Origin of the sequence: uncultured Tenacibaculum sp. (assembly GCF_947494125.1) — a bacterium.
Classification (GTDB): domain Bacteria; phylum Bacteroidota; class Bacteroidia; order Flavobacteriales; family Flavobacteriaceae; genus Polaribacter.
On the sequence record NZ_CANLTU010000043.1, the window covers coordinates 1 to 761 of the forward strand.

At 30.7% G+C, this 761-nt stretch carries 1 protein-coding gene; it reads left to right on the top strand.

Annotated features, from left to right (window positions below; all coding sequences use genetic code 11):
- Window positions 1-132 precede the first annotated feature (132 nt).
- A partial coding sequence (locus Q0881_RS17725; RefSeq protein ID WP_299163297.1) for a type IX secretion system membrane protein PorP/SprF occupies window positions 133-761 on the top strand: 629 nt, incomplete at its 3' end.

A 761-nucleotide genomic window follows, 5' to 3' on the forward strand; every position in this document is an offset into this window, starting at 1 on the left:
CCAGCAGGAACGTATTACTATGTTATACATCTAAATAAATTTAACAGGAAGCCTCTAGTAGGTTGGGTATATATAAATTACTAATATTTTATCATGAAAGAAAAATTAATAATACTTGTAATATTGATATTTATGACCCTAAAAATACAAGGGCAGCAAGATCCACAATATACACAATATGCATATGGATTAAATATCATAAATCCAGCTACGGTTGGAATCAATAAAAAGATGAACATTAATATGTTTCATAGAAGTCAATGGGTAGGCGTAGATGGCGCTCCAAAAACAACGACTTTAACTTTTGATATGCCGCTTAAAAAAAGTTTAGGAATAGGAGGAGTTTTAATCTCAGATAAATTAGGCCCAGTGACAGAGACCAATTTTTTTGTAGACATGTCGTACACACTTAAGTTAAATGAGAAAAATAAGTTGGCTTTAGGATTAAAAGGAGGATTTAATTATTTGAGTGCAGATTTGCCAAATGACATAATTACGGTAGAACCGTCTGATATAGCATTTGCGGATAAATTAAATAGATTAAACCCAAATTTTGGATTTGGATTGCACTTCTTTAGCGATAAATACTTTGTAAGTTTCTCAATGCCAAATGTACTAGAAACAGTATATTTTGAGAAAAAAGAAGGGCAGTTATCAAGAGCAAATGATAAGATACATTCATTTTTAATAGCAGGTTACAAGTTTAATTTAGGAAAAGATATGGTTTTACAACCATCGATTATGTTGAAAGCAGTTTCAAA